The following is a 21,159-nucleotide window of genomic DNA, read 5'->3' as shown; positions in this document are numbered from 1 at the left end:
GCGCCGATTCGCGTCTCGCCGCCGACACTGACGCTTCCCTTTCCCTCGACGGGCGCTGTGCTGCCGTCACCAACGCAAGGCATACAGCATGATCAAGAAACTTCTGGTCGCCAATCGCGGCGAGATCGCCATTCGTGCGTTTCGGGCGGCAACCGAGTTGGGCATCGACACCGTCGCTGTCTACCCGTACGAGGATCGCAACTCGCCCCATCGCCTCAAGGCCGATGAGTCGTACCAGATCGGTGAGGTCGGACATCCGGTCCGGGCCTATCTGTCGGTCGATGAGATCATCCGCGTTGCGCGTCACGCGGGAGCCGACGCCATATATCCCGGGTACGGATTCCTCTCGGAGAACCCGGAATTGGCGGCGGCGTGCGCGCACGCAGGGATCACGTTCGTCGGCCCGGATGCGGGGGTCCTCGAGCTGGCGGGGAATAAGGCGCGGGCAATCGACGCGGCTCGCGCAGCCGGGTTGCCGGTGCTCACCTCCTCGGCGCCGTCGGACTGCGCCGACGACCTTGTGGCAGCGGCGGAGACGATGGAGTTCCCGCTCTTTGTCAAGGCCGTCGCCGGCGGTGGAGGCCGGGGTATGCGCCGAGTCGTCGAGCCATCGGCGCTGCGTGACTCCATCGAGGCGGCGTCGCGCGAAGCGGAGTCGGCATTCGGCGACGCAACGGTGTTCCTCGAGCAGGCGGTGGTGAACCCTCGCCACATCGAGGTGCAGATCCTCGCCGACACTGCCGGGGAGGTCATGCACCTCTATGAGCGGGATTGCAGTGTGCAGCGCCGCCACCAAAAGGTGATCGAACTCGCGCCGGCACCCAATCTCGCCGAAGAGTTGCGTGCGCAAATCTGTGCCGACGCTGTCGCTTTCGCCCGTGAGATCGGGTACACCTGCGCGGGCACCGTCGAATTCCTCCTCGATGAACGCGGCCGGCACGTGTTCATCGAGATGAATCCGCGGATCCAGGTGGAGCACACGGTCACCGAGGAGATCACCGACGTCGACCTGGTCGCCAGCCAGCTGCGTATCGCGGCGGGCCAGACACTGGCCGACCTCGGCCTCAGCCAGGACACCCTGGTACCGCGCGGCGCGGCGTTGCAGTGTCGGATCACCACAGAAGACCCTGCCAACGGCTTCCGTCCCGACACCGGGCGCGTGACCGGATACCGCACCCCGGGCGGTGCCGGCGTCAGGCTCGATGGTGGTACCACCGTCGGCGCCGAGATCACCGCCCATTTCGACTCGATGCTGGTCAAGCTCACCTGCAGAGGAGGGGATTTCACCACGGCGGTGCGTCGCGCGCGCCGCGCGCTGGCCGAGTTCCGCATCCGCGGCGTCGCCACGAACATTCCGTTCCTGCAAGCGGTGCTCGGCGACCCCGATTTCGAGACCGGGCTCGTGACAACCGCATTCATCGAAGAGCGCCCCGACCTGCTGACCGCGCGCACCCCTGCTGACCGCGGGTCGCGCATCCTGCGCTACCTCGCCGACGTGACGGTCAACCAGCCCCACGGCGCGCGACCGTCAGCGGTGTATCCGCGCATGAAGCTACCGGACATCGATCTACGCACAGAGCCGGCTGCCGGGACCAAGCAGCGGCTCACCGCACTGGGGCCAGACCGATTCGCGATCTGGCTGCGCGACGAACCCGCCGTCGCCGTCACCGACACCACGTTCCGCGATGCCCACCAGTCGCTACTGGCCACCAGGGTCCGCAGCACCGGTCTACTTGCCGTCGCACCGCACGTCGCGCGGCTGACACCACAGTTGTTTTCACTGGAATGCTGGGGTGGCGCCACCTATGACGTGGCCTTGAGGTTCCTCAAAGAGGACCCGTGGGAGCGACTCGCAGCGCTTCGGGCGGCCGTTCCCAACATCTGCCTGCAGATGTTGCTGCGCGGTCGCAACACCGTCGGATACACCCCGTATCCGGTCACGGTTACCCGCGCCTTCGTCGAGGAGGCGACTGTCACCGGTATCGACATCTTTCGAATCTTCGACGCGTTGAACAACGTTGAGTCGATGCGGCCTGCGATAGACGCGGTGCGCGAAACCGGCACCGCCGTCGCCGAAGTAGCGATGTCCTACACCGGTGACGTGTCGGATCCTGCGGAGGATTTGTACACCCTCGATTATTATCTCCGGCTGGCCGACAGCATCGTCGATGCTGGTGCGCATGTGCTCGCGATCAAAGACATGGCGGGGCTGTTGCGACCGCACGCGGCGCGTATTCTGGTCGGCGCGCTGCGGTCGCGTTTCGATCTTCCTGTGCATGTGCACACCCACGACACGCCCGGTGGACAACTCGCCACTTACACCGCCGCGTGGGAGGCTGGGGCGAGCGCCGTCGACGGAGCATCTGCGCCGCTGGCGGGAACGACCAGTCAGCCGGCGCTGAGTTCCATCGTCGCGGCAGCCGCGCACACCGATTACGACACCGGGCTGTCGCTGAATGCTGTGTGCGATCTCGAGCCTTACTGGGAAGCCCTGCGAAAGGTCTACGCGCCGTTCGAATCTGGACTACCTGCGCCGACCGGGCGGGTGTACCGGCACGAGATACCCGGCGGCCAGCTGTCGAACCTACGCCAGCAGGCCGTTGCTTTGGGTCTCGGCGATCAATTCGAACGGGTCGAAGACGCTTACGCCGGGGCTGACCGTGTGCTCGGACGCCTCGTCAAGGTCACGCCTTCCAGTAAGGTCGTCGGCGATCTCGCACTCGCGCTGGTGGGAGCCGAGACTACCGCCGAAGAATTTGCCTCCGCCCCGACGAAGTTCGACATACCCGACTCGGTCGTCGGGTTTCTGCGCGGTGAACTGGGTGAACCGGTCGGCGGTTGGCCGGAACCGCTGCGGACGAGGGCGATCGAGGGACGCTCGCTCGGCCGCCCGGCCGAAACCCTTTCGGCCCAGGACGAAGCGGTTCTGGCGCGGCCGGGAACCGAGAGGCAGGAAGCGCTGAATCGACTTCTGTTCCCCGGCCCGACGAGAGAATTTCAGCAGCACCGGGACCGCTACGGCGACACTTCGCAACTGTCGGCGAACCAGTTTTTCTACGGGTTGCGACACGGCGAGGAACACCGCGTGCAACTCGAGCGCGGTGTCGAACTCATCATCGGATTGGAGGCCGTCTCGGATCCCGACGTGCGCGGCATGCGCACTGTGATGTGCATCCTCAACGGTCAGCTGCGACCCATCCAGGTGCGTGACCGCAGCATCGACAGCAACGTGCCGGCGGCGGAGAAGGCGGACCGGTCGAATCCCGGCCATGTCGCCGCCCCGTTCGCGGGCGTTGTCACCGTGACAGTGGCGGCGGGAGACCCGGTCGACGCCGGCCAGCCCATTGCGACCATCGAGGCGATGAAGATGGAAGCCGCCATTACCGCGCCGAAGTCGGGGTCGGTGACCCGGGTCGCTGTCGGGCAAACCGCCCAAGTAGACGGTGGGGATCTCCTGGTCGTCGTCGGCTGAATATCGGCGTCGCACTCGGCAGTTCGCGGCGCATTTTGGCCATGAGGTCATGAAGGAGTCGTCACTTCGTCCTAGGTGTATGGACGGGCATGGCGGGGTGCGCATTCGCGTCGTGGGCAAGTGGTTGGTGCGCCCTCGCGGCTGTCTGGCGTCCCGGTTAGCCCCGCCAACACCGAGCAGACGGCTCGCGGAATTGGCGCGTGCTCGGAGTCGGTGATCGAGCACGACATGGACGAGCATGGCCGTCAGGGACAGCCGATACGTCAGTTTTCACGCGGCGAGTCTTCGAATCGTGAGGGTTCCATGGCCGGTGTTCAGCGTGCTCTCGGATCCAAACTTCGACGAGGGAACTCGGCAGGGCATGACCGGGCGGGGCGACGTGGTGTCGGCCATGGTGAACGCGGACGCCCACGGTGAACCCAGCAGAAATCGGATGAGTGGGAGATGGTCAAGCGGGACCGGCCCACGACAACGGCCAGCGAAAATGTCAGGTGGGCCGCTCCGAAATTGCCTTCAGCGGACCGCCCGCCGCGATCTCGAACTCGGAGGCGCTCGAAGCGCAGCGGGGCAGCGCCTCGGCCACCCTCGCGCTGATGTCAACGGGATAGCCGACCGCATCCCCGCCATCCGGTTGGTGGGTGAGCCGCGTCGGCTGCCGTCTGGATGGCTGCACGGCATCAAGGAGGTGCACGCGGTTCACCGGCCTTGAGGTGAGGCGGACACGTGTTCAACAAAGGTGTTCGCACACTTGTGCCAGCGGACGGCTCGTACTGCGCTGAAACTGTCTGGCGCACCCAAATTGTCCTGTAGGGGTCTGAATCGCGATTCTTATTGCCTGTCGAAGCCTGACTGGTTAATCTGAACACGTGTCCGGAAACGAGGTGCGTGAACCGGCAGCGCCGGTCACGCCACGGCGTCGCAACGTGAGATCTGAGCGGAGCATGCGCAAGTTGGTCGCCGCGGCGATCGAGGAGTTGAGCGAATCGAGCTACGGCGAATTGACCGTTCGTTCGGTCGCCGCGCGGGCGGCGGTCTCGCCGACGACCGCCTACACCTACTTTCCGTCGAAGGACGCACTGATCGCCGAGGTCTACCTCCGGTTGGTGCGCGAAGCGGCGGTGTTCACGGACGTCAACGAGTCGGCCGAAGCCCGCGTGAAGGCGCAACTGCGCGAATTGGCACTGCTGATCGCGGACCGTCCGCACCTCGCCGACGCGTGCACCATCGCGCTGATGGCCGACAACGTCGCGGTGAACGAGGTCCGGGTCCACATCGCCTCGGAGGTGAGTCGACGAATCGCAGCTTCTCTCGGACCCGGATATCCGCCGGCCGTCACGACGACGCTGCACCTGTTGTTCAGCGGCGCGATGATGCACGCGCGATCATCGGCAGGGGGCTACCTCCAGGTCGCCGAGCAATTAAACGACGCCGTTTCCATGGTTCTCTGCAGGCGGCCGTCGGTGATAACCACCGGGGACCCGCAATGACCAGTGCAGCAGTCCCACGGGTGTCCGGCGGCGAGGAGGAACTCGGTCATCTCGAGGAGCTCCGCACCGACCCACTCGGGCTGATGCAGCGCGTCCGCTACGAGTGTGGTGAAGTCGGCATGTTCCGACTCGCAGACAGGGACGTCATCCTGCTCACCGGGGCCGAGGCCAACGAGTTCTTCTTCCGCTCAACCGATGAGGATCTTAATCAAGCCGAGGCCTACCCGTTCATGACGCCGATCTTCGGCGAGGGCGTGGTGTTCGACGCCAGCCGTGAGCGGCGCAAGGAGATGCTGCACAACTCCGCGCTGCGCGGCGAGCAGATGAAGGGGCACGCCGCCCGCATCGAGGCCGAAGTACGCACGATGACGGCCGACCGGGGCGATGCCGGCGAGATCAACCTGCCCGACTTCTTCGCCGACTTGACGATCTGCACGCGACCGCGTGCCTCATCGGGCAGAAGTTCCGCGACGAGATCGACGATCGTTTCGCCGAGTACTACCACGGTCTGGAGCGCGGCACCGATCCGCTTTGCTCTGTCGACCCCTATCTCCCGATCGAAAGCTTCCAGGTCCGCGACGCATCGCGAACGAAGCTGGTCGAATTGGTCGAGGATTCGGCCCGTCGACAACAAATACCACGGTGAGTTCCGGCTCGACCACTGCGGCGCGCTCGTCGATCTCGAGCCGATGGGTGAGGACTACGTGCACGGCATGTGTCACACGATCGAAGACCCGACTTTCGACGCGACGGCCAGTGCGACCAATCGGCGCGCCCACGTGCGACCGATTCACCGGCTGCCTCGCGTGCCGTCCAATCGCCATCCCTACTGCGCGTGGACCGCGACCATCGACGACGAACACCCGGAAGTTGCAAAACCGGGCGGGCTGGAGGAGATGCGTCGAACCCGCATCGCGACCTTGGAACTCGAGCTGATCGACCGCACGCAGGACGGCCGAGGCAACTACACGGGTGATCTCCGGGGCGACATCGATTTCCGAGTATTCTCACACTCCGCGCTAGTCCGTCTCGCGGACGAGATGTGCGTCGAGATGCATCTGCTGGCACTGGGCTATCTTCGGGCGCAACTGCGCTGTGAATCGCCGAAGGCACGTTCCATGTTCACTGCCCAGCTGACCGGGTGGAGTGCATTCGCCGCTGAGCGCCTGCGGGACGCACTCGGCGTGAAGCCCGACGCCGAAGGCGCGATGCGCGTTCTGGAACTGCACCCCCTGCTGAATCCGGCGGCCTACGTGACGGCGACGTTCGGGCACCACACCGTCTCCGTGACGCCGTCGCCGGCCCATGAGGATTCAGCGTGGATCTCCCTCGTCGTCCCGGAGGAAGTCCGCCCACTTCAGGCGATCGTCCGCGCGGTCAGTCCCACCCTTGATGTCGACGTGGTCGGTGACCACGACCGGTGGACTGCCCGGATCACCGACGGACACGAACCGGCGCCGGAGTCGAAGGAGATCACGTTGGCGAAGTTCGGAAGCGGCTCGATGTGGAGCTTCATAGAGCGTCGATCGATCCCGTTGACGGTGCTGTGAGGGGTCGGCATGACGGATCGACTCACGGACGAGGTGGCCACGTCACCGGTGCGGGTAGCGGCATCGGCGCGGCGACCGCACGGAGAAGAGCGCAGGAGGGTGCGGCTGTCGTCGTCGCGGATATCAGATGCGGCTAGGTCGACCAGCGCGCGGATGGTCCCCAAGTGGCAGGTATCGGCTCGCTGAGCGATGACGCGAGACACACGTGGACGACAAGGAATAGCGATGAGGGAGCCGATTCGGGTGTTTCCGGTAGCCACCGGCAATGTCGGATCCGAGATGATCGGACGCATTCGAGACCATGCTGATCTCGAACTCATCGGATTGCACTACTACAGCCCGGAGAAGATCGCCAGGGATGCGGGCGAGATCGCGGGCTTGCCGCCTGTCGGGGTGACGGCGACCGAAACGATCGACGAGATCATCGCGGCCGCACCGGATGTCGTCACGTTCCACGGCGTGTTCCCCGATCTCGACCTCTACGAGCGAGTGCTGAGCGCGGGACTCACCATCGTGACCACGGCGGACTGGATCACCGGGCACCACCGCGAACAGAACAATTCGCACCCGTCGGGACGTTCGGAGCGCGAGGTGCTCGAAGACGCCTGCCAGCGGGGCGGATCGACCTTCTACGGCACCGGGATGAACCCCGGCTTGTGCCATATTCTCAGTGTCATCCACAGCTGTGACACCGCCGAGATCAAGTACGTCAGCGTCACCGAGTCGACGGACGCGTCATGCCATTACTCCGTAGGATGCTGGGAGAACTGCGGATTCGCGCGCCCGCTGGACGACCCGGAACTACCGGGGATGCTGGAGATCGGCACTCGCGTCTACGCCTACGGTGTGTACCTGCTGGCCGACTGCTTCGGCGTCGAACTCGACGGGCCGCCCGAGTTCGTTTACGAGCTGGGTGCGTGCACGGAGAGCATCGACTTGGGCTGGTGGTTCCTGCCGAAGGGGTCGTTGGGCGCTTGCCGACTGAAGTACATCGGGAAGGTCAACGGAGCACCGCGGATCGAGTCGGTGATCGAACTCGCCATGAGTCCGAAGACTGATCCCGAGATCAAGATCCGAGGCTGCTACATCACCAAGATCGACGCCGATCCGGCGATCTACAGCAAGCACCTCATCCTGCCGCGGCCCGGCACCGACTTCTCGTCGCCGGAAGCGCTCGCATCCGTGGGGATGACCGTCACGGGACTGCCTGCGCTGAACTCGATTCGGGCCGTCGTCGAGGCTCGTCCCGGATGCATCACCGGTGCCGACCTTCCGCTGCGGGCGCTCGCGGGGAGTTTCGAGATGGCGGACTGATGAGGTTCACCTTCAGCGACACCATGACGCGCTCGGAGTACCTGCCGCGCTTAGCCGTGGCCGCGGAGGCGGCGGGCTACGAGGGCTTCACGATTCCCGATTCAATCGGTTATCCCGAGCATTCGGATGCCGTGTATCCCTACACCGCCGATGGCGACCGCAGCTTCCTGGAGGGGAAGGAGTTCATCGAACCTTTCGTTCTGGCAGCACATCTGGGGGCGATCACCGAGCGCATCCGGTTCAACACATTCGTGGTGAAGTTCCCGCTGCGTGCGCCGGTGTGGGCCGCGAAGCAGGCGTTCTCGGTCGCGAAGCTGACCGGTAACCGGTTGGGGCTCGGCATCGGGATCGGCACGAGTCCGTTCCCGGACGACTATCTGATGGCCGGTGTGGATCCGGCCCACAAGGGCGCCCGGATGGACGAGGCCATCGACGTGTTCCGTGGGTTGGAGTCCGGCGAGTTCTTCGAGTATCACGGTCGCTTCTACGACGTTCCGTCGTTCAAGCTCTGTCCCGTTCCCACGCAGCCGGTTCCATTGCTGATCGGCGGGCACTCGGAGTCGGCCCTGCGAAGGGCGGTGACCAAGGGTGACGGATGGATGCACGCCGGCGGTCCCAACGACCTTCTCGACGCGATGATCGGCAAGTTGCACGCGATACGCGCTGAACGGGGAAGGGCGGACCAGCCTTTCGAGATTCACGCGGTCACCCCGGACGCGCGCTCGGTCGACGGTTGCCGGCGACTCGAGGACAGGGGCGTGACAGATGTGGTGATCGGCTTCCGCAATCCGTACATCGAGGGCGAGGACACGCAGCCGATCGAGGGCAAGATCGCGCGGCTTGAGCGTTTCGCCGATGAGGTGATCAGCAAGGTGAACCCGTGATGGACAACGTCTTCTACTTCGATTTTCGGACGTGGTGGACCATGATCCGACTGGTCCGTCGTGAGCAGGAACCGGCGCGTCGCCGCCACTCGTATCGGACGCTGTGCGTGGTGGTTCCCTTGTTCGCCGTGCTGCACACCGTGACGTTCGCGCTCGACCCGTTGGTGTTTCCAGCGTCACGGCGCAAGGAGATTCGCAGTCCGATCTTCGTCGTGGGCCATGCCCGCAGCGGCACCACGTATCTGCACCGCATGATGGCCAACGACCCGCGGGCCTCGTACGTGCTGCTGTGGGAGATGTTCTTCCCCTCGCTCATCGAGAAGAAGGTGCTGCGGACCGTGCTGAGGTGGGACGAGCGGTTCGGGGGGCGGCTGCGTCGGCGCATCGACGCCCTCGACGAGCGGCTGTTCAGCAGGAGCAACAGCGTGCACGAATCGGGCCTGTTCGCAGCCGAGGAGGACGAGTTCCTCCTCACGATGTCGGCCGCGTCCGGGTTCTGGGTCGTGCAGTACCCCTACGTCGACGACTTGGACTTCTATTACGTCGACGACCGGTGGCCGGCCCGAAAACGGCGACGCGTCATGCGGTTCTACCGGGAGTGCGTGCGCCGACAGCTGGTGCTCAACGGAGCCGACATGCACCTGTCGAAGGCGCCGATCCACTGCGGCCGGGTCGAGAGCCTCATCGAAGTGTTCCCCGACGCCCGCTTCGTCGTGCCGGTGCGCAACCCGCACGAGACGATCCCGAGCTTCCTCAAGCTCATGCAGTTCGCCTGGTCGGCGCGCAAACGATCGGAGGAGGATATGCACAGGTCGTTCCAGTCGTTCGTGGAATCGTCGTACCACTACTACATGCACCCGCTGGACGTCCTCGAAGCACATCCGGAGGTGCCCAGTGCCGTCATCGACTACCGAGACCTCGTCACGGACCCCGCGGGCACCGTTCGGCGCGCGTACGCCGAGATCGGCGTCACCATGGTCCCGGAACTGGACACGGCGTTGGCGGCCGAGACGGGTCGCGAGTACCGATCCGGACACAGCTACAGCCTCGAGGAGTTCGGGCTCGAGGGAGATGGAATCCGCACCCATCTGGCACCGCTGTTCGACCGCTTCGAATGGGAGACCGATCGTGCCTGACGAACTACGCGCCGCGTGGGACGCGATGCTCGATCAGCTCGGCAGGGCGCGGGAGGCACTGGAATCCCGCGAGCTACACGCCCCGCCGAATCTCGATCCGCGCGAGACCGCCGAGGGCTATCGCTATCTGCTCGGGTTCGTGCACTCCGCTATCGAGCGGGCGTTCCACGGCAATCCCGAGTTCCCGTACTTCCGGCGCAGCATTCACCTGCTCGACAAGGCCACGATCGACAACTCGGACGCGATGTACCTGTCGACGCCGATCAACGGGCGGTACACGCATGTCATCGCCGGCGGCGTGGCCGACACGACGCACTGGCGCCGGGGCGCGCGGGCCGTGTCGGGGCCGATCGCACCGCAGTACGTGATCATCGAGGCGCACACCGGCTACGCCGGTGACAGCGGCGACCTCGCCGAGTTGCAGCCCGGCGTGCGTGGCAACACCGGCACGCTCGACTCCAGCGACCTCGACGTCGCCGAGGACGGGACCGTCGCGATCTTGCTCGCACCGGAGCGTCCTGCCGACTACACCGGCAACTTCATTGCCACGAGACGAGTTTCGAGGCGCAGCGGGAACACCTATTACGCCGAATACGTCGCGGTCCGGTTCCTGTTCCACGACTGGGAACGCGAGGAGTCGCCCGAGTTGTCGATTCACCGCTTGGACAAGGTCGGTGAGCATCCGCCGGCCCTCAATCCGGCCGCCGCCGTCACGGCGATGCACCGCATCGGTGAGATCGTCGACAACCAGATACGCTTCTGGAACAAGTTCTACGACGTCGTACTGCAAGCCCACGGCGCCGGTGACGGTTCTATGCCGCGCAACGGTTTCAACGCCCCCGCGGGGGCCTCGCTGGCCACCGGCGGCGGCCAGAGCACCAACGTCTACGCGGGCGGCATCTACGACCTCGCAGAGGATGAGGCGCTGGTTATCGATGTTGAGGTGTTCGAGCCTCCCGCGTACATGGGGTTCCACCTGTCCAATGTGTGGGGTGAGTCGCACGACTTCGCCAACCACGTGAGTAGTCTCAACGGGACTCAGGCGGTCCCTGACGACGACGGTCACTACCGCTACGTGATCGCACATCGTGATCCCGGCGTGGCCAATTGGGTTGACACGACGCGGCTCCGACGCGGATTCATGGCCATGCGGTGGACATATCCCGAGCCGGCCGAACGGCTCCCGACGGTTTCCGCGCGCGTGGTTCGGGTGACCGACGTCGGCGACCACGTGGCGGCTTCAGCGCGCGTTTCCCCGCAGCAACGACGCGAGCAAATCCGGGTTCGCCAAGACCACGTACAACGGCGCTACCGCCAGTACTGAACGTCACACCGATGGAAGGAAACCGTGTGAGCGACAACGTCACGCGCGCTGAACTCAAGGAGTTCTGGGCCAATTGGCTCGAGGTGAACCGGGTGGCCGAGCGCACCAAGGACTGGGGTCCACTGGCCGACTGCTACGCACTGGACGCCACGTACGGCTGGATGTTCACGCCAGACGAGCACTTCATGGCCATGGGCCGCGAGGAGATCCGCGAGTTCGCGCTGGGCACCGAGATGGCGGGCCTCGACGGGTGGCACTACGACTACATGGCCACCGTTATGGACGAGGAGAACGGGATGGTCGTCGGGTTCTGGAAGCAGTTGTCCGGATTGCCCGACGAGGACGGCAACGAGTACGAGATCCGCGGGATCGGGGGGAGCTGGCTCGGAGTCGTGCGAGATACCGACGGCGAGCTCCGAATCGGTTGGCAGCGTGACTGGTTCGACTTGGGATCTACCGCGCACACCTTCATGGAGATCGTCAAGTCGGGGAAGGCGCCGAAGCCGTTCATGGACCGGATCAGTATTCCGAGCATGGAGATGCCCAAGCACTTCCGCTACGCCGACCTGCCCTCGACGTTGTGGCCGCCGCCGGTGGCCGAGGGACGCTTCGTCACGCAGAAGCCGCTGGCATGACGGGGCCGCTCGACGGGCGGGTCGCCCTCGTCACCGGCGCCAGCCGGGGGATCGGCGCGGCCATAGCCACGCGCTTGGCTTGCGAGGGTGCGATGGTCGCCGTGGCGGCGCGCAGCCTCGACGAGCCGGCGCAGGGCGTCATTCCGGGGACGCTGCGCGGGACCGTCGCCGACATCGAGGCCGCCGGGGGACGGGCGGTGCCGTTCCAGGTGGATCTCACGTCGTCGGAGTCCCGTGCGGAGATGTTCGAGCGTGTGGTTGCTGACCTGGGGCCGGTCGACATACTGGTGAACAACGCGGCGACGTCGATCTTTGCGCCGATCACTCAGATCTCCGAGAAACGGCTGCGACTGATCACGACTATCAACTATTTCGCGCCGTTCGACTTGTGCCAGCGCGTCATTCCGGCGATGAAGGAGCGGGGCGGCGGTTGGATTCTGAACATCACGTCGTTCTCGGGCGATATTCCCACGACGCCGCCTCCGGATCCGGTGTACCACATGCAGGGCACCGCGTACGGCGGCTCCAAAGCAGCGCTGAACCGGCTCAGCGAGGGGCTCGCGTCCGAGTATTACGCCGACTCCATCGTGTCGAATGCTCTCGCGCCTTTGAAAGCGGTTCTCACAGAAGGCGTCAAGGCCACCATGAGCGAAGAGGCCATCGGAGGCGAGGGCATTCTCGAACCCGTCGAGGCGATGGCCGAGGCGGCGTTTGCCTTGGTCACCGGTGATCGAGACGGGCCCAACGGACGGGTCTGCAAGTCGCTGCCGCTGCTGGAAGAGCTTGGGCGTCCGATCCGCACGCTGGACGGCCGAGCGCTGTTGGAGATGTGATGAGTCGGTCACATCCGCTCGACCGATACGCAGGGTCGTGGGCGTTGGTCACCGGTAGTGCCGGTGAGTGTGGTCTGGGTTTCGCGTTTGCCCGCGAGATCGCCAGCAGGGGAATCAATCTCATTCTCGTCGACATCCTCGGGGAGGAGTTGGCGGAAAGGGCCGCGGATTTGACGTCTCGGCACGGTGTCGAGGTCCGCTCGATCGCCGCGGACCTGGCCGATCTGTCCGTCTACCCGCGTATCACCGCCGAGGTGGCCGACGTCGACGTCGACGTGCTGGTCTGCAATCATATGTACACGCCGAAGGACACGCCCAAGATCCTGGACATGCCCCTGGACGTGCACAACGCGATGATCGACATCAACGCACGGGCGTACCTGCAGCTGGTGCACTTGTTCGTGAACCCGATGGTCGACCGCGGTCGCGGCGCGGTATTGCTGGTCGCATCGGGTGCCGGACTTGTGCCCGCGCCGTATACAGGTGCCTACGCGGCGAATAAGGCGTACCAGATCGTGCTGGGCGAGGTGCTGTCGTATGAGGTGCGGCGCGCGGGCGTGGACGTCCTGGTGATGTCCGCGGGTCTGATGGATACCCAGGGTGCCGCTCTCGACGACTACCCGCGCTGGCAGATCGCCGATCCCGAAGACGCTGCGTCGGAGACACTGCGCGCGATCGGACGTAAGCAGATGGTGATGCCGGGCTGGCCGAACCGCGTGTTCACGCTCATCAACACCCGACTTCTACCGCGCCGAGTCGCGGTTTCGGCCATGGGTCGGTTCATGGAGAGGGGCCTGGGCAAGGGCGACTGGACGTGACCGTGCCGACACGGCGGCCGCGACGGGTCAATGCCGCCTCGTTTGCAGCGCTTGGGGGGTAGTCAGTCGCGAGTCGGTGCGCGCATCCCGGCGAACATCACGTCCAGGAGGCGGGGTGCCGCCGCAACGTCGGACGCGTGCATGGCCTGACATCCGACAAGCAGTGTCTTGACATCTCGGGCTCCGATGTCCGGCCGAACGGTGCCGGCGCGTTGTGCGGCGGTCAGCAGATCGTCGACCATGTCGAGGAAGTCCGTCTCGGCCTCCGGCACCACGCCTCTGACGCTTGTGCCCATGCCTGCCAGCGCAAACGAGAGGCCGCGGTCCGCCGCCCCCCGCGTCAGCACCATGGACCGCATGAAGTCGAAGAGCGCCGTGCCGGGATCTCCGTCGTCGTGCAGGGCACGTCCTTCGGCGATGAGGCGCTGCAGACGTTCCTCGACGACGGCGCGGACGAGATCGTCCTTGGCGGGGAAGTGGCGGTGCACCGTGCCCGGTCCGACGCCGGCCCGTCGGGCGATCTCGTCGAGAGCCACCGACAGTCCCTCGGTGGCGAACACCTCGTAGGCCACTTCGAGGACGCGGGCGCGGTTGCGCGCGGCGTCGGCGCGCAGGGATCGTCCCGGTTGAGCCATCTCACACATCCTGCCGTTGACGAAACGGGGCAGGCGCCCCGTATAGTCGAGTTTAACCGGGGCGATCGCCCCGCTTCAACTCAGGACGGGAGAAACGTCATGTGGACGGATGCTCGACGAGGGCGCTTCGATCGGCGGGTCGCAGATCTCCTCCGGAACGACGAGCAGTTCGCCGCCGCGCGTCCCGACGTCGCAGTCACCGAGGCGATCCATCGGCCGGCGACGCCGTTGTCCGGCATCGTCGATGTCGTCATGGCTGCGTACGCCGATCGCCCGGCGCTGGGATATCGCGCTCTGCGGCGGAGGACGGACTCCGTCACCGGGCGCTCCGTCCTCGAACGGCTGCCGAGGTTCGAGACGGTGACGTACCACAAGCTCTGGGACCGCGCGAGCGCAGTAGCGACCGGACTCGCCGGCGAACCCGTCCAGCCGGGCGATCGCGTCTGCACGCTCGGCTTTCCCAGCGTCGATTACGCCACCGTGGACCTCGCGCTGCTCAAGCTCGGCGCGGTCTCGGTGCCGTTGCAGACCGTTGCGTCGGTGTCTGACCTGCGAGCCGTGATCGCCGAGACGCGTCCGTCGGTCTTCGCGGCGAGTGTCGATCACCTGGCGACGATGATCGACGTTGTCAGCGCCGAAGGTGGTCCGGACCGCGTAGTGGTGTTCGATTATCACCCGGACATCGACGACCATCGTGACGCCCTCGACGCGGCCCGCGCTCGGCTGGCCGGGACGGGGAGCCGCACCCGAGTGGCGACCCTTGATGAGGTGATCCAATGGGCCAACCACCGGTTGCCCGTCGGGTGGGCGATGTTCGACGACCCGGATCCATTGCGCCTGTTGATTTACACCTCGGGGAGCACTGGCACCCCTAAGGGGGCGATGCACACCGAGCACGTCGTGGCCAACCAGTGGCTGGAGACGACGATGTCCGACAACTTCAACGTCGGCCCAGCCCTGCCGACAATCATCCTGCACTCCGTGCCGATGAGCCACAACGGCGGTCGCTACGCCCTCTACGGAGCACTCGGCGCCGGCGGGACGGCCTACTTCGGATCTTCCGAAGACCAGTCGACACTGCTCGAGGATCTGGCGTTGGTTCGCCCGACTCAACTGGGTCTCGTGCCACGGGTGTGGGACGTGCTTCGTCAGGAGGTGCGCCGCGAAGTCGACCGCCGCGTCCAGGCCGGGGGCGACGCGGCCGCGGCAGAGGCGGAGGTCATGGCCGAGCAGCGACGCAGCGTCCTCGGCGGCCGCTACGTTGCGGCGACGACGGGTTCGGCGCCGATGTCCGCGCAGACGCGCAACTGGGTGGAGGCGTTCCTGGACATGCCGCTGATGGTCGGTTACGGGTCCACGGAATGCCACGGCTGGATCGTCGACGGCCGTGTCCGTCGTCCGCCCGTCACCGACTACAAGCTCGTCGACGTGCCCGAACTCGGCTACCTCTCCAGCGATCGACCGCATCCCCGCGGTGAGGTCGTCGTGAAGAGCGAGTTGTTGTTCGCGGGCTATTACCACCGGCCCGACGTGACCGCGGAGGTCTTCGATGCGGACGGCTACTACCGAACCGGTGACGTCTTCGAGGAGACGGGGCCAGATGAGTTGCAGTATCTCGGGCGTCGCAACGATGTGCTGAAGTTGGCCCAGGGCGAATTCGTCGCCGTGTCCCGGTTGGAGGCCGAGTTCCGCAACAGCCCACTGGTGGAGCAGATCTACGTATACGGCAACAGTGCCTACGCGTACCTGCTGGCCGTCGTCGTCCCCACCGAGGCTGCACTGTCGGACTCCCAAGGCGACGAGTTGACGTCGCTGATCGGTGATTCGCTGCGCGAGGTCGCCAGGAACGCCGGGCTGCAACCGTTCGAGCTGCCTCGGGCGTTCATCGTGGAGACCGTCCCGTTCACCGTGGAGAACGGGCTGCTGACGGCCATCGGAAAACCCGCACGCCGCAAGCTGGAGGAACGGTACGGCCAGCGACTGGAGCAGTTGTACGCCGACCTCGCGGACGGCGAGCAAACCGCGCTGCGGGACATGCGGCGCGCTGCAGGTGGCCGATCCGTGCTCGAGACGGTGCTTGCCGCCGCGTCCGCGCTTACCGGTTCCACAGACGTTGTCGTAAGACCCGATTCGAACTTCACTGATATCGGTGGGGACTCGCTGTCAGCGGTGACGTTCGCCAACGTGTTGCGCGAGACAATCGACGTTGACGTCCCGGTCGGCTTCATCATCGGTCCCGTCAACGACCTCCGTGCAATCGCGGACTACATCGAGGAACACCGCGGTGCGACCGCAGGGCAGGTCACGTTCGAAGCGGTTCACGGCCGCGGCGCGACTGTCGCGCACGCTCACGACCTGACACTGGACAAGTTCATCGACGAGGCTACGTTGCGAAACGCTCGCGATCTGCCTCTGGCGAATGGTGAGGCTCATACGGTGCTGCTAACGGGGGCAACAGGATTCACGGGCAGATATGTCGCTCTGGAATGGCTCGAGCGCCTGTCGCGTGTCGACGGCACGCTGATCTGTCTGGTGCGGGGCGAGGACGATGCGGCGGCACGGCGACGTCTTGACGCGGTCTTCGACGGAGGCGATGCACGGCTCGTCGACCGTTACCGAGAACTCGCCGAAGGTCACCTTTTAGTCCTCGCCGGCGACAAGGCTGAGGTGAATCTCGGACTTGACGAGCATACGTGGCGGCGCCTCGCTGACACCGTCGACCTCATCGTCGACCCCGCTGCGTTGGTCAATCATGCACTGCAATACGCCGAGTTGTTCGGCCCCAATACGGCCGGTACCGCCGAACTGATCCGCCTAGCTGTGACGACCAGGCGCAAGCCTTACGCCTATGTATCGACGCGAGGTGTCGCCGACCAGGTGGACCCGGCCGTGTTCACCGAGGACGCCGACATCCGTATCATCAGCGCGACAAGGCGGCTCGACGACGGATACGCCAGTGGGTACGCCACCAGCAAGTGGGGTGGTGAGGTACTGCTCCGCGAGGCACACGAGATCTGCAAGCTACCGGTGGCGGTGTTCCGGCCGTCGATGATCCTGCCGGGCACTAAGTACGTGGGGCAGCTGAACCTGCCGGACCGGATCACCCGCCTGATGCTCACCGTGCTGGCGACCGGCACCGCCCCGGAGACGTTCTACGAACCGGCCGGCGACGGCAGCCGTCAGCGTGCACACTTCGACGGCCTCCCTGTGGACTTCACCGCGGAAGCCATTGCGACACTGGGTGAGCAAACGCACGACTTCGCCACCTACCATGTCGTCAACGTCCACGACGATGGCGTCGGTCTCGATCAGTTCGTCGACTGGCTCGTCGACGCCGGATACCCGATCGACCGCGTGGTCGATTACGGAGTGTGGGTCGAGTCCGTCGAAGCGGCCCTGCGCACGCTTCCGGAGAAGCAACGGCGGGCCTCGATCCTTCCGATGATCGAGTTCTGGCGCCGGCCCGACATCCCGCACGACGGCGGCACGCTCTCGGCGCAGCGCTTCGAGGCGGCGGTCCGCGACCAGAAGATCGGTCGCGACGGCGAGATTCCCCACATCACGAAGGAGGTCATCATGGCCTATCCCGCTGGTTTGAAAGTGCTTGGCCTCGTCAACCAAGGAGACGTGCGATGACCGTCGACCGGATCGATTACGTGGATGACGCCAGAATCGGCACGGTACCCGACGTGCTTCTCCAGCCGCCGCCATCCGCGCCTGATGGCTGGGCCACGTCGCCACCGTGGTTCGACGAGGCGGGATGGGTGCTACCGATGGGTGGCTTCCTCCTGCGCGAGGAGGGCCGGACGATTCTCGTCGATGCCGGCCTCGGACCGTACGTTCCCGACGATATCGGCGATCAGGTCGGGGTACCGGTTCGACACGAGCACAGCGGTCGTCTCCTGACGTCTCTCGCTGAACTCGATGTCGCTCTCGAGGACGTGACCGACGTGGTGCTTACGCACCTGCACGGCGACCACGTCGGCTGGGTCGCACCGGCCGGTACCCCCGTGTTCACCAAGGCCCGACACCACTGCCACCGAGCCGATTTCGATTGGCTGTCTGCTGTCGGCGACACCAACCCGGTTATGGCCGGGGTCGAGACCGCCGTGCGTACGGTGTCGGACCTCCTGGTCCTCGCCGACGGCGACCGCACGGAGCTCACGTCCTCGATTGCGTTGCGCCTGTTCGCCGGTCACACACCGGGGAACTGCATTGTCGACGTGAGCACCGGGCAGGGCCCGGTCCTCTTACTCGGCGACACCGCGCACCATCCGGTGCTGCTCGTCGAAGAGGACTGGTTCGACAACCTCGACGAGGACCGCGACGAAGCCGCCCGCGCGCGGGCTCGGATCGCCGAGGAAATCGTTCGCCGAGACGCAGTCGGCATCGGCGCGCACTTCCCTGGCGGTCGCGGGGGACGCATCGTCGTCGACTCAAATGGTGAGCGCCGGTGGATGCCGGTTGAGAACACAGCTCTTTCAGAAGAGCAGGAAGGGACACAGGAATGAAGACCGTACGACTCGGGGCCAGCGGATTGGAACTGAGCGCCGTCACTCTGGGCATGATGACCTACGGGGATCCGCAGCGCGGCTACCCGAGTTGGACGCTGGGTGTCGACGACGCGCGACCGTTCATCCGGCGCGCGTACGAGGCCGGCATTACGACGTTCGACACAGCGAACGCCTACTCCGACGGCAGTAGCGAGGAGATTCTCGGTACTCTGACCGCGGAGTTGGCTCCGCGCGAGGAGTTTCAGATCGCCACCAAGGTCTTCGGGCGTATGCGCCAGGGACGCAACGGCGGCGGTCTCAGCCGTGTCGCGATCCTTCATGAGATCGACGCGTCCCTGCGCCGCCTCGGCACCGACTACGTCGACCTCTATCAACTGCACGGTTTCGATGCGACCGTGCCGATCGAGGAGACCATGGAGGCATTGCACGACGTCGTGCGGGCGGGTAAGGCTCGCTACATCGGTGCGTCGAACCTTATGGCCTGGCAGCTGGCGTTGATGCAGCGGGCGGCCGAGCGCAACGGATGGACGAAATTCGTTTCACTGCAACAGCAGTACAACTTGATGGTCCGCGATCTCGAAAGCGAGATCGCGCCGCTCTGTGCGGCTACCGGTCTGGGAATACTGCCATGGAGCCCGCTGGCACGCGGCCGGCTCGCGCGGCCGTGGCAGGCGTCGGGTTCCGGTGAGCGTGCGAGCAACGACCCGATGGCGACGATGCTGTACGACCGCGACGAAGCCGCCTATCGGCAGGTGGTCCAGACTCTGCAAGAGGTCGCCGACGGACGAGGCGAGCCGATGTCACGCGTTGCTTTGGCCTGGCTCTCGAGCAAGTCGATCGTGGCCTCGCCCATCGTCGGTGCGACGAAGGAACACCACATCGACGACGCCGTCGCCGCGACGGACCTCGAACTGTCTGACGAAGAAATCTCGACTCTCGAAAGCGCGAACTCGCTGGTGCGGAGCGGGATGTTCCCCCAGAGCGCGGCAGGCAAATAATTTGGCTGCGCTCAATTTCGGCACAGGGAACGAGGCCGACGGGTCGACTTCCGAGGACGGTGTCGTGATCGTCAGCTCGCTCTCGATCGGCGAGTGTCCACTGGTAGCCGCCGATATGCGTGAGACGTGCTACGGCTGCTTCGATGTCAGGGTGAGGGGATCGCCTCCAGACGCGTAGATGCGGCCAAAGCACCCCGACGAGTCCTAGCGAGCCTCGATCTCGCCGACGGTAGGGACGCGGACAGGGCAGAAGCATCGACACAACGGTACGCGCGGTGGTACTCGCATCGGTCTGTATCACGCATCGCCGAAGTACCGCTGACCCTCGTTCGGGATGCGTTCGAACAGCTTCTTCAGAAGCGGGGAGAGCATTTTGAGGGGCAGCGCAAACGGCGCTGTGGGCTCCACAGCCGCTGTCCACGTGAACATCGTTGCAGCGTCGTAGGGTTCGACTACATAGTCCTCGGCGAAGCGTTTGAAGAACGGCATGTTCGCTTCGTACGCATAGAATGAGTGGCGGTGCCCCTCCTCCCAGCGGAAGTAGCGCTCCCGCAGGGCGGCTCCGCCCAGGCCTGCCGCCTGGCGGGTAGTCCCATTACCGAACGGAGAGGGTGAGGTCCATGTGATGGCCTTGATTGACGTACCCCATGCGGCAACCGATTCGTTCGACGTGAGCGATTTCCACACCTGTTCAGGTGTCGCGGCGAATCGTCTTCGATACGAGAACACGAGCGGTGCCGATGCGAAGAAGTCGACATCGACCGGTTCCAACGGATACCAGCGTGCCACAACAGCATCCTTTCAGACGGGATCGTGAATACACGGCAGTGCTCGAACCGCCACGATCTGCCCTCGAGCAGACCGAGGAGATCGAGATCGTCGACGTACTTGCGGATCAATGTGGCTGACAGATGCGGGATCTCGCCGTCGTCGTCGATGCCCGCGGTGCGAACGCCATCGCGGAAGCGCTCGGTCGGCACCTTTAAGCCGTCTGTTGATTCGGATTTTGCGAATGCTTCGATCAGCGTCAATGCCGAGAGCCGCCGTTGAGTGTCGGGCAGTGATGCGCATTGCACGCCACATCCCATGGGATGTGACCCACGTTATACGGACACCCAGCGTACCGCAAAGAGTTATCAGGTGAGATCTGTTGCTGCGGTGCGGATCGCAGCGGCGACGCGCATCTGCGGGTAGTCCTCGTCGCTGTGTACCGCGGGTGCCCGCCGGTCGGCCGAGGCGAGATAGTGCAGCAGCAGGCCTCCGAAGACCATGTCGAGTAACACGCCGACATCGGTAGCGGCTCGCAACTCGCGGTCGATGCCGCGGCGCACGACCGGTCCCTTCTCCGCGAGAAGTGCATCGGCGAAAGCGCGCCATCGCGGCCATAGCGTCGGAATCGACGCCACTTCCGCCGACAACCGCACGATCGATTCGCCCTTATCACTGACGAACAAGGCGGACAGCGCGCGGGCCAGTATGACGAGGTCAGTTCGGACAGAACCGTGTCGATCTCGACTGGCAACTGGATCTGCGCGGCGAGTGCGTCGACCAATAAGGCG

At 65.2% G+C, this 21,159-nt stretch carries 17 protein-coding genes and 1 pseudogene; 14 read left to right on the top strand and 4 right to left on the bottom strand.

The window, feature by feature from the left end; all coding sequences use genetic code 11:
* Positions 1-88: 88 nt before the first annotated feature.
* Entirely contained in the window at positions 89-3,472 is a 3,384-nt protein-coding gene (locus AU194_RS20255; protein ID WP_059091047.1) for a pyruvate carboxylase, read from the top strand.
* A gap of 487 nt (positions 3,473-3,959) precedes the next feature.
* On the opposite strand, the gene AU194_RS20250 is transcribed toward AU194_RS20255, so the two are convergent.
* The gene (locus AU194_RS20250) at positions 3,960-4,172 is read right to left on the bottom strand and encodes a hypothetical protein (RefSeq protein WP_059091046.1); all 213 of its coding nucleotides are present in this window, start codon (positions 4,170-4,172) and stop codon (positions 3,960-3,962) included.
* A gap of 241 nt (positions 4,173-4,413) precedes the next feature.
* On the opposite strand from AU194_RS20250, the gene AU194_RS20245 reads away from it, so the two are divergent.
* The 10 genes and pseudogenes from AU194_RS20245 to AU194_RS20205 all read left to right on the top strand — a co-directional run bounded on the left by AU194_RS20245 (position 4,414) and on the right by AU194_RS20205 (position 13,453).
* Positions 4,414-4,959 (top strand): TetR/AcrR family transcriptional regulator, encoded by a 546-nt coding sequence (locus AU194_RS20245; RefSeq protein WP_082698739.1) that lies wholly within the window; start codon positions 4,414-4,416, stop codon positions 4,957-4,959.
* Positions 4,956-5,575 (top strand): annotated as a pseudogene (locus AU194_RS31345) (cytochrome P450); the annotation flags it as partial. The gene AU194_RS20245 and the pseudogene AU194_RS31345, both read left to right, overlap by 4 nt.
* A gap of 190 nt (positions 5,576-5,765) precedes the next feature.
* Complete coding sequence (locus AU194_RS31340) at positions 5,766-6,509, top strand: hypothetical protein (protein WP_157576302.1); 744 nt, start codon at positions 5,766-5,768, stop codon at positions 6,507-6,509.
* Positions 6,510-6,734: 225 nt separating this feature from the next.
* Positions 6,735-7,823 carry a dihydrodipicolinate reductase gene (locus tag AU194_RS20235; protein ID WP_059091043.1) on the top strand — a complete coding sequence of 363 codons (1,089 nt, stop codon included), beginning with the start codon at positions 6,735-6,737 and terminating at the stop codon, positions 7,821-7,823.
* Positions 7,823-8,707, top strand: a complete 885-nt coding sequence (locus AU194_RS20230) for a TIGR03619 family F420-dependent LLM class oxidoreductase (RefSeq protein ID WP_059091042.1) — start codon at positions 7,823-7,825, stop codon at positions 8,705-8,707. The genes AU194_RS20235 and AU194_RS20230 overlap by 1 nt, the downstream gene beginning before the upstream one ends.
* Positions 8,707-9,843: a sulfotransferase gene (locus tag AU194_RS20225; protein ID WP_231743506.1), complete on the top strand. Its 1,137-nt coding sequence runs from the start codon at positions 8,707-8,709 to the stop codon at positions 9,841-9,843. Before AU194_RS20230 ends, AU194_RS20225 begins: the two co-directional genes overlap by 1 nt.
* Positions 9,836-11,167, top strand: a complete 1,332-nt coding sequence (locus AU194_RS20220) for a hypothetical protein (RefSeq protein ID WP_231743499.1) — start codon at positions 9,836-9,838, stop codon at positions 11,165-11,167. Before AU194_RS20225 ends, AU194_RS20220 begins: the two co-directional genes overlap by 8 nt.
* A gap of 26 nt (positions 11,168-11,193) precedes the next feature.
* On the top strand, positions 11,194-11,802 hold the full coding sequence (locus AU194_RS20215) for a hypothetical protein (RefSeq protein ID WP_059091040.1): 609 nt from the start codon (positions 11,194-11,196) through the stop codon (positions 11,800-11,802).
* Entirely contained in the window at positions 11,799-12,635 is an 837-nt protein-coding gene (locus AU194_RS20210) for an SDR family NAD(P)-dependent oxidoreductase (protein WP_059091039.1), read from the top strand. The genes AU194_RS20215 and AU194_RS20210 overlap by 4 nt, the downstream gene beginning before the upstream one ends.
* Positions 12,635-13,453 carry an SDR family oxidoreductase gene (locus AU194_RS20205; RefSeq protein WP_157576299.1) on the top strand — a complete coding sequence of 273 codons (819 nt, stop codon included), beginning with the start codon at positions 12,635-12,637 and terminating at the stop codon, positions 13,451-13,453. The genes AU194_RS20210 and AU194_RS20205 overlap by 1 nt, the downstream gene beginning before the upstream one ends.
* Before the next feature lie 62 nt (positions 13,454-13,515).
* Here AU194_RS20205 and AU194_RS20200 read toward each other — a convergent pair whose 3' ends face one another.
* Complete coding sequence (locus tag AU194_RS20200) at positions 13,516-14,088, bottom strand: TetR/AcrR family transcriptional regulator (protein WP_059091037.1); 573 nt, start codon at positions 14,086-14,088, stop codon at positions 13,516-13,518.
* A gap of 99 nt (positions 14,089-14,187) precedes the next feature.
* Here AU194_RS20200 and car point away from each other — a divergent pair, with 99 nt between their 5' ends.
* The 3 genes from car to AU194_RS20185 are packed head-to-tail and all read left to right on the top strand — an operon-like array spanning position 14,188 to position 19,600.
* Positions 14,188-17,724, top strand: coding sequence for a carboxylic acid reductase (gene car, locus AU194_RS20195; RefSeq protein WP_059091036.1), 3,537 nt, complete (start codon positions 14,188-14,190; stop codon positions 17,722-17,724).
* Positions 17,721-18,599 carry an MBL fold metallo-hydrolase gene (locus tag AU194_RS20190; RefSeq protein ID WP_059091035.1) on the top strand — a complete coding sequence of 293 codons (879 nt, stop codon included), beginning with the start codon at positions 17,721-17,723 and terminating at the stop codon, positions 18,597-18,599. The genes car and AU194_RS20190 overlap by 4 nt, the downstream gene beginning before the upstream one ends.
* On the top strand, positions 18,596-19,600 hold the full coding sequence (locus AU194_RS20185; protein ID WP_059091034.1) for an aldo/keto reductase: 1,005 nt from the start codon (positions 18,596-18,598) through the stop codon (positions 19,598-19,600). The genes AU194_RS20190 and AU194_RS20185 overlap by 4 nt, the downstream gene beginning before the upstream one ends.
* Before the next feature lie 297 nt (positions 19,601-19,897).
* Here the strand turns inward: AU194_RS20185 and AU194_RS20180 are convergent, their stop codons facing one another.
* Complete coding sequence (locus AU194_RS20180; protein ID WP_059091033.1) at positions 19,898-20,389, bottom strand: SRPBCC family protein; 492 nt, start codon at positions 20,387-20,389, stop codon at positions 19,898-19,900.
* Positions 20,390-20,736: 347 nt separating this feature from the next.
* Positions 20,737-21,153 carry a TetR-like C-terminal domain-containing protein gene (locus tag AU194_RS20175; RefSeq protein ID WP_082698737.1) on the bottom strand — a complete coding sequence of 139 codons (417 nt, stop codon included), beginning with the start codon at positions 21,151-21,153 and terminating at the stop codon, positions 20,737-20,739.
* Positions 21,154-21,159 lie beyond the last annotated feature (6 nt).

Origin of the sequence: Mycobacterium sp. GA-2829 (genome assembly GCF_001499965.1) — a bacterium.
Classification (GTDB): Bacteria; Actinomycetota; Actinomycetes; order Mycobacteriales; family Mycobacteriaceae; genus Mycobacterium.
Note: the sequence above shows the minus strand (reverse complement) of the source record. Positions and strands in the feature narration are given on the sequence as shown.

Bases quoted from the DNA above. Each gene is read 5' to 3' on its own strand.
- AU194_RS20255 (WP_059091047.1), top strand. From the start codon at position 89: ATGATCAAGAAACTTCTGGTCGCCAATCGCGGCGAGATCGCCATTCGT.
- AU194_RS20245 (WP_082698739.1), top strand. From the start codon at position 4,414: ATGCGCAAGTTGGTCGCCGCGGCGATCGAGGAGTTGAGCGAATCGAGC.
- AU194_RS20235 (WP_059091043.1), top strand. From the start codon at position 6,735: ATGAGGGAGCCGATTCGGGTGTTTCCGGTAGCCACCGGCAATGTCGGA.
- AU194_RS20230 (WP_059091042.1), top strand. From the start codon at position 7,823: ATGAGGTTCACCTTCAGCGACACCATGACGCGCTCGGAGTACCTGCCG.
- AU194_RS20225 (WP_231743506.1), top strand. From the start codon at position 8,707: ATGGACAACGTCTTCTACTTCGATTTTCGGACGTGGTGGACCATGATC.
- AU194_RS20210 (WP_059091039.1), top strand. From the start codon at position 11,799: ATGACGGGGCCGCTCGACGGGCGGGTCGCCCTCGTCACCGGCGCCAGC.
- AU194_RS20205 (WP_157576299.1), top strand. From the start codon at position 12,635: ATGAGTCGGTCACATCCGCTCGACCGATACGCAGGGTCGTGGGCGTTG.
- AU194_RS20200 (WP_059091037.1), bottom strand. From the start codon at position 14,088: ATGGCTCAACCGGGACGATCCCTGCGCGCCGACGCCGCGCGCAACCGC.
- car (WP_059091036.1), top strand. From the start codon at position 14,188: ATGTGGACGGATGCTCGACGAGGGCGCTTCGATCGGCGGGTCGCAGAT.
- AU194_RS20190 (WP_059091035.1), top strand. From the start codon at position 17,721: ATGACCGTCGACCGGATCGATTACGTGGATGACGCCAGAATCGGCACG.
- AU194_RS20185 (WP_059091034.1), top strand. From the start codon at position 18,596: ATGAAGACCGTACGACTCGGGGCCAGCGGATTGGAACTGAGCGCCGTC.